The organism is Streptomyces sp. NRRL WC-3549, assembly GCF_000721935.1.
Taxonomy (GTDB): domain Bacteria; phylum Actinomycetota; class Actinomycetes; order Streptomycetales; family Streptomycetaceae; genus Streptomyces.
Genome location: NZ_KL585386.1, coordinates 6,661 through 12,495, shown reverse-complemented (window position 1 = coordinate 12,495; position 5,835 = coordinate 6,661). Strand labels below are relative to the sequence as shown.

Genomic DNA, 5,835 nt, shown 5'->3' with positions numbered 1-5,835 from the left:
GTACCGACTGCGGCGGCTGCGTCCGCCGGATCCAGGCGCTGCTGGGCCGGGGTGAGTGCCCGCGCCGTGAGCACCCCGCCCCCCGTGCCGAGTCCGCCGCGACCGCGGTCACGGAGTTCCCGGCGACCGCGGTCACGCGGCTCCCGGACGCCGCCTGAGGTCCTCCGGGCCGTGGATCAGAGCTCGACCTGCTCGATGACCTGGGCGAGGTAGAGCGGCTCCCCGAGCTTCTCGATCAGCTCCAGCTGGGTGTCGAGGTAGTCGATGTGGTGCTCCTCGTCCTCCAGGATCCGCTCGAAGATGTTGGCGGACGTGATGTCGCTCTTGGCGCGCATCAGCTCGACGCCGCGCCGCAGCCGGTCGATCGCCTCGACCTCGACCTGCCGGTCCGCCTCGAACATCTCCGTGACCGTCTGTCCCACCCGCACGTGGAACAGCCGCTGGTAGTTGGGCAGGCCGTCCAGCAGCAGGATCCGGTCGGTCAGGATCTCCGCGTGCTTCATCTCGTCGAACGACTCGGCCCGGGTGTGTTTGGCGAGCTTCGTCCAGCCGCGGTGGTCCTGCATCTTGGCGTGCAGGAAGTACTGATTGATGGCAGTCAATTCGGCGGTCAGCTGTTCGTTCAGGAACTCAAGGACCTCGGGGTCGCCCTGCATCGTCAAGGCTCCTTCCACGGTGGACCGGGCATGTTTGCGCGCATCCTCGCACCGTGCTTCCCGGCCGTCCAGTAAGTGCACGCTTAGTATGAGTTGTCCGAATCGGCTCTCCCCTGGTCATGACCACCCCCACCTGTCTGTCACCATGGAGGTATGGGTCAGCCGGAAAGCCGGGAACGCGGCACAGCAGAGGAGTCCGGGCTTCCGCCGGGCCAGCGGCTGCAGCGCGGCTGGCCGGTCACCCATTACGGACCGGTGCCGAAGTTCAAGCCGGACCGCTGGGAGTTCCGGGTCTTCGGGTCGACGGCCGACGGCGACAAGCACTGCTGGAACCACCGTGAATTCTCCGAGCTGCCGTTCTCTTCCGTCGTCGCCGATCTCCACTGCGTGACGAAATTCAGCATGCTGGGATCGGAATGGGGCGGGGTGGCCACCCGTGAGATCGCGGAACTGGCGCCGCCCGCACCCGAGGCCACCCACGTCATGGTGTGGGCCGAATACGGTTTCAGCTCGAATATGCGGCTCGCCGATTTCCTTTCCGGCCGGGCCCTCTTCGCCACCCACAAGGACGGCGAACTGCTCACCGCGGAACACGGGTTCCCGCTGCGCCTGGTCGTGCCCCACCTGTACGCGTGGAAGGGCCCGAAATGGGTCCGCGGCGTCGAGTACATGACCGCCGACCGCCGCGGCTTCTGGGAGGAGCGCGGGTACCACAACATCGGCGACCCGTGGAGCGAGCAGCGCTACTCCTACCAGGAGGAGCCCGGGGACGGCCCCGAGCTCTGAAGCTCCCGTCCGGTCGCGGTCAGTGGTGGCCGTGCACCACGGCGTGTCCCTTGCCGCGGCCGATCATCCACTTGTTGACCGGCGTGGTGACGACGAAGGCGGCCGCCAGCGCGACGGCCAGGGTGACCCAGAACGTCAGGTCCGACAGGTGGGCGTCCATGGCGCCGGGCCACAGGGCGATCACTCCGTTGTCGATCAGTTCCATCACGGCGATGGACACCGTGTCGGCGGCCAGGGCGACCCGGACGGCGGTGCGCAGGCCCACGCCGGCGCCGACGACTCCCCGCAGGGTCAACGCGTAGCCGAAGAAGAACGCCAGGACGATCGCCAGCACCATCGTCGGCGCGTTGCCCCAGCCGAGCGCGGTGCCGACCACCATGCCGAGGACCTCGCCGACCGCACAGCCGGTGAGGCAGTGCAGCGTGGCCTGCGCGGCCATGGCCCAGGTGGTACCGCCGCCGTGCGCGGCGTTCCCGTCGTGGTGCGTGTGCTGTGTGTGGTGCGTGCCGTGCTGCATGAGGAGCCCCCGGAGGACGGTTCGCGGTTGCTGACGCGTGTGGGAACCGTATACCCCCTCAGGGTATTCCCGGGCGGTTCGTGCGCTACCGGGCCGGGGAGTCGCGGAGCTCCTTCAGCCGGGCCACGTCCGCCGCGTGGCCCTCCTTGCCGCCGGGTGTCTCGATCACCAGCGGTACCCCGTCGGTCGCGGGGTGCGAGAAGAGCTCCTGGAACGGCGCGGCCCCGATGTGGCCGGAGCCGATGTTCTCGTGGCGGTCCTTGTGCGCGCCCACCACGTCCTTGGAGTCGTTGGCGTGGATCAGCTTGAGCCGGCCCTCGCCGACGGTGTCCACCAGCAGGTCCAGGGTCTGCCGCATCCCCGACGGGCCGGTCAGGTCGTGGCCCGCCGCGTAGATGTGGCAGGTGTCCAGGCAGACGCCGAGCCTGGGGTGGGAGTCCAGGGCCTCGAAGTACGGGCCGAAGTCCCAGGTCCGCGAGCAGAGCGAGGACCCCTGCCCCGCCGTCGACTCCAGCAGCAGGAAAGGGTCGTCGTCATGGGTCAGCTCGTCGAGCAACGGCAGCAGGTGCTCTCGCACCTGGGCCAGTGCCACCTCGCGCGGGCGGCCCCCGGTGGCCGAGCCGGTGTGCACCACCACCCCGAGGGCGCCGATCTCCCTGGCCCGGCGCAGCGAGTGGCGCAGCGACCGGACGGAGTTCTCCACGGTCGCCTCGGTGTGCGAGCCGAAGTTGATCAGGTACGGGGCGTGCACGTACGCGGGTATCGACTGCTGCCGGCACGCGTCGCGGAACAGCTCGTCCTGGGCCGGACTGCCGGGCGGCGTGGCCCAGCCGCGCGGGTTGGCGACGAAGACCTGGACGGCTTCCGCCGCCAGCTCCCGCGCGTAACCGAGACCGATCCTGGCGAGCCCGCCGGCCACCGGCACATGGCCGCCGACGGGATTGCGTGTGTGGGGTGCGACCTGCACTAGAAACCCTTGGTCCTGACGGTGATCCTGGAACCCTCGGCGGCCTTCTCGCCGCCCTTGACCGACTGGCTCGCGACCGTGTCGCTGAAGGAGAGGAACGGGCGGTCGACCTTGACCTCGAAACCCGCCTCCTCCAGGACCTCCCTGGCCTCGTCCACGTCCTTGCCGGTCACGTCGGGGACCTCGATCATGCGCGGTCCCTTGGAGACCGTGAGCTCGACGGTGTCACCCTTCGCGGCCTCGGCACCGCCGCCCGGTGCCTGCTTCGCGATCTCGCCCGCCGGCTGGGGGGCCTCGACCCGGTCGGGCAGGACCTCCGCCTTCAGCCCGGCCTCCTTCAGCTCCGCCGTCGCGTCCCCGACGTCGAGCCCCGTGACGTCCGGTACGTCGACCGGACCGCCCTTGCTGACCACGAGGGCGACCGCCGAGCCGGCGTGCCGCTCGGTGCCGATCGCGGGATCCGTACGGACGACCTCGCCCCGGCCGATCTCCTCGCTGAACTCCCGGGTCACCATGCCCTGCTCGAAGCCCGCCTTCTTCAGCTCGCGGCGGGCGTCGGCCAGCGCGAGCCCTTCGACGTCGGGCACCTTCACCACCTCGGGACCGCGCGAGACGACCAGCTTCACCGAGCCGTTGCCCCGGATGCGCTCACCCGAGGCGGGGTCGCTGCTGATCACCGTCCCGCGCTCGACCGTGTCGCTGTAGGCGCGCTCGACGCCCTTGAGACCGAGCCCGGCGTCGTCGAGCCGGTCCTGGGCCGCCTTCTGGGTCTGGCCCAGCAGGGAGGGGACCTGGGTGAACTGCCCGGAGTCGACGTACCAGACGCCCGCGCCGACCCCCAGCACCAGCAGGAGGGCCGCGAGCGCCGCGACTATCCCCCGGCGGGGGCCGACGGCGAACCGCCCGATCCGGCGCGGGGCGGGAGGCGGCCCGTCCGGGGGCGTCTCCAGCCTGCTGGTGTGGTGCGCGGTGCCCTGATCCGCCGGGATCACCCGGGGGATCACGCTCGTACGGTCCTCGGCCGCGTCGTGCGCGTCGGCGAGGGCCTGCGGGGGCACCGCGTCCAGCTGCTCCTCGGTGAGCGCCGCCCGCACCTCGCGCGCCCGGGCGAGCAGCGCCACCGCGTCCGTGGGCCGGGCCTCGGCGTCCCGGGCGGTGGCCTCGGCCACCAGCGCGTCCAGCCCGGCCGCCATCCCCGGTACGGCCCCGGACGGGGCCGGGACGTCCTCGTTCAGGTGCTGGTAGATGACCTGGGCGGCGGTGTCGCCGGTGTGCGGCTTGGCGCCCGTCAGCATCTCGTACAGCACGACACCGCAGGCGTACACGTCGCTGCGGGTGTCGGCCGAGCCGTGCTCGATCTGCTCCGGGGCGAGGTACGAGACCGTGCCCAGCAGCGAACTCGTGGTGTCCGTCACGGTGCCCACGGCCCGTACGAGACCGAAGTCGGCGACCTTCACCCGGCCGTCGTCGCCGATCAGGACGTTCTCCGGCTTCATGTCGCGGTGCACGAAACCCGCCCGGTGGGCGGCGCCGAGGGCGGCCAGGACGGGCTCCAGGATGTCCAGGGCGGCCCGGGGCTGGAGCGCGCCGCGCTCGCGCAGCACGTCGCGCAGGGTGCACCCGGCGACGTACTCCATCGCCAGGTACACGTACGCGCCCTCGGCGCCCTGGTCGAAGACGCCCACCACGTTGGGGTGAGCGAGGCGGGCGACGGACTTGGCCTCGCGGATGAAGCGCTCGACGAACGCGGCGTCGGTCGCCAGCGTCGGATGCATCACCTTGAGGGCGAGCACCCGGTCGAGCCGCATGTCCGTGGCCCGGTAGACCGTGGCCATGCCACCGACGGCGATGCGCGCGTCGATCCGGTAGCGGCCGTCGAGCAGCTGCCCGACGAGGGGGTCCTGGAGGGTCGTGTCCACGCAGTGAGTCTACGAGCAGCCGCCGACACCCCGGACGGCCCCGGGTCGCCCCGGAGCCGTTCTGCGGCGAAGCCGTGACAGGGACACGTAGACGCGGTGACCGGGGCGCCGTCCCGGCGGCCGGTCTCAGAAGGAGGGGCGCTCCGGATCCAGCACCGCCCGGCCCGCGACGGGCGAGGACGCCTCGGCGAAGTGCCGGCGCGGGATCCGGCCCGCCCGGTACGCCAGCCGCCCGCCGTCCACCGCGTGCCGCATCGCCGAGGCCATCAGCTCCGGGTCCTGCGCCCGGGTCACCGCCGAGGCGAGCATCACGGCCGCGCATCCCAGTTCCATCGCCAGCGCCGCGTCCGAGGCGGTCCCCGCCCCGGCGTCCAGGATCACCGGGACCTCGGCCTGCTCCACGATGAGCTGGAAGTTGTGCGGATTGCGGATGCCGAGCCCGGAACCGATGGGGGAGCCCAGCGGCATGACCGCCGCGCACCCCACGTCCTGGAGCCTGCGGGCCAGGACCGGGTCGTCGTTGGTGTACGGCAGCACGGTGAAACCGTCGTCGACCAGGGTCTCCGCGGCGTCCAGCAGTTCGATCGGGTCGGGCAGCAGGGTCCGCTCGTCGGCCACCACCTCCAGCTTCACCCAGTCGGTGCCCAGCGCCTCCCGGGCCAGCCGGGCGGTCAGCACGGCCTCGCCGGCGGTGAAGCAGCCCGCGGTGTTCGGCAGGACCCGGATCGCCAGCCGCTCCAGGACGGAGAGGACCGACCCCTGGACCGTCGGGTCGAGCCGGCGCATCGCGACCGTGGTGAGTTCGGTGCCGGAGGCGATCAGCGCGCGCTCCAGCACTTCCAGACCGGCCGCCCCGCCCGTCCCCATGATCAGCCGGGAGGAGAACGTCTCGGAGCCGAGTGTGAGCAGGTCCTCCGACATGGTCAGCCTCCCTGGACCGCGGTGAGGACCTCGACCCGGTCGCCCTCGGCGAGCGCGGTGGCCGGCCAC

At 71.7% G+C, this 5,835-nt stretch carries 6 protein-coding genes; 1 reads left to right on the top strand and 5 read right to left on the bottom strand.

Annotated features, from left to right (window positions below; all coding sequences use genetic code 11):
• Positions 1 to 176 precede the first annotated feature (176 nt).
• The gene (bfr, locus tag IH13_RS0104345) at positions 177 to 656 is read right to left on the bottom strand and encodes a bacterioferritin (RefSeq protein WP_031081127.1); all 480 of its coding nucleotides are present in this window, start codon (positions 654 to 656) and stop codon (positions 177 to 179) included.
• Between the two features lie 153 nt (positions 657 to 809).
• Here bfr and IH13_RS0104340 point away from each other — a divergent pair, with 153 nt between their 5' ends.
• A complete protein-coding gene (locus IH13_RS0104340; RefSeq protein WP_031081124.1) occupies positions 810 to 1,442 on the top strand; it encodes a sulfite oxidase-like oxidoreductase in 633 nt (210 codons plus the stop codon).
• A 19-nt stretch (positions 1,443 to 1,461) separates the two neighbouring features.
• Here IH13_RS0104340 and IH13_RS0104335 read toward each other — a convergent pair whose 3' ends face one another.
• The 4 genes from IH13_RS0104335 to IH13_RS0104320 all read right to left on the bottom strand — a co-directional run bounded on the left by IH13_RS0104335 (position 1,462) and on the right by IH13_RS0104320 (position 5,766).
• The gene (locus IH13_RS0104335) at positions 1,462 to 1,959 is read right to left on the bottom strand and encodes a DUF4396 domain-containing protein (RefSeq protein ID WP_031081122.1); all 498 of its coding nucleotides are present in this window, start codon (positions 1,957 to 1,959) and stop codon (positions 1,462 to 1,464) included.
• Between the two features lie 85 nt (positions 1,960 to 2,044).
• On the bottom strand, positions 2,045 to 2,926 hold the full coding sequence (locus tag IH13_RS0104330) for a deoxyribonuclease IV (RefSeq protein WP_031081120.1): 882 nt from the start codon (positions 2,924 to 2,926) through the stop codon (positions 2,045 to 2,047).
• The gene (gene pknB / locus IH13_RS0104325) at positions 2,926 to 4,845 is read right to left on the bottom strand and encodes a Stk1 family PASTA domain-containing Ser/Thr kinase (RefSeq protein WP_031081119.1); all 1,920 of its coding nucleotides are present in this window, start codon (positions 4,843 to 4,845) and stop codon (positions 2,926 to 2,928) included. Before pknB ends, IH13_RS0104330 begins: the two co-directional genes overlap by 1 nt.
• A gap of 126 nt (positions 4,846 to 4,971) precedes the next feature.
• Positions 4,972 to 5,766, bottom strand: coding sequence for a thiazole synthase (locus IH13_RS0104320; RefSeq protein WP_031081117.1), 795 nt, complete (start codon positions 5,764 to 5,766; stop codon positions 4,972 to 4,974).
• Between the last annotated feature and the right edge of the window lie 69 nt (positions 5,767 to 5,835).

What these genes read in the sequence shown, in the direction of transcription:
- bfr (WP_031081127.1), bottom strand. Translation starts at nt 656, where the DNA reads ATGCAGGGCGACCCCGAGGTCCTTGAGTTCCTGAACGAACAGCTGACC.
- IH13_RS0104335 (WP_031081122.1), bottom strand. Translation starts at nt 1,959, where the DNA reads ATGCAGCACGGCACGCACCACACACAGCACACGCACCACGACGGGAAC.
- IH13_RS0104320 (WP_031081117.1), bottom strand. Translation starts at nt 5,766, where the DNA reads ATGTCGGAGGACCTGCTCACACTCGGCTCCGAGACGTTCTCCTCCCGG.
- IH13_RS0104340 (WP_031081124.1), top strand. Translation starts at nt 810, where the DNA reads ATGGGTCAGCCGGAAAGCCGGGAACGCGGCACAGCAGAGGAGTCCGGG.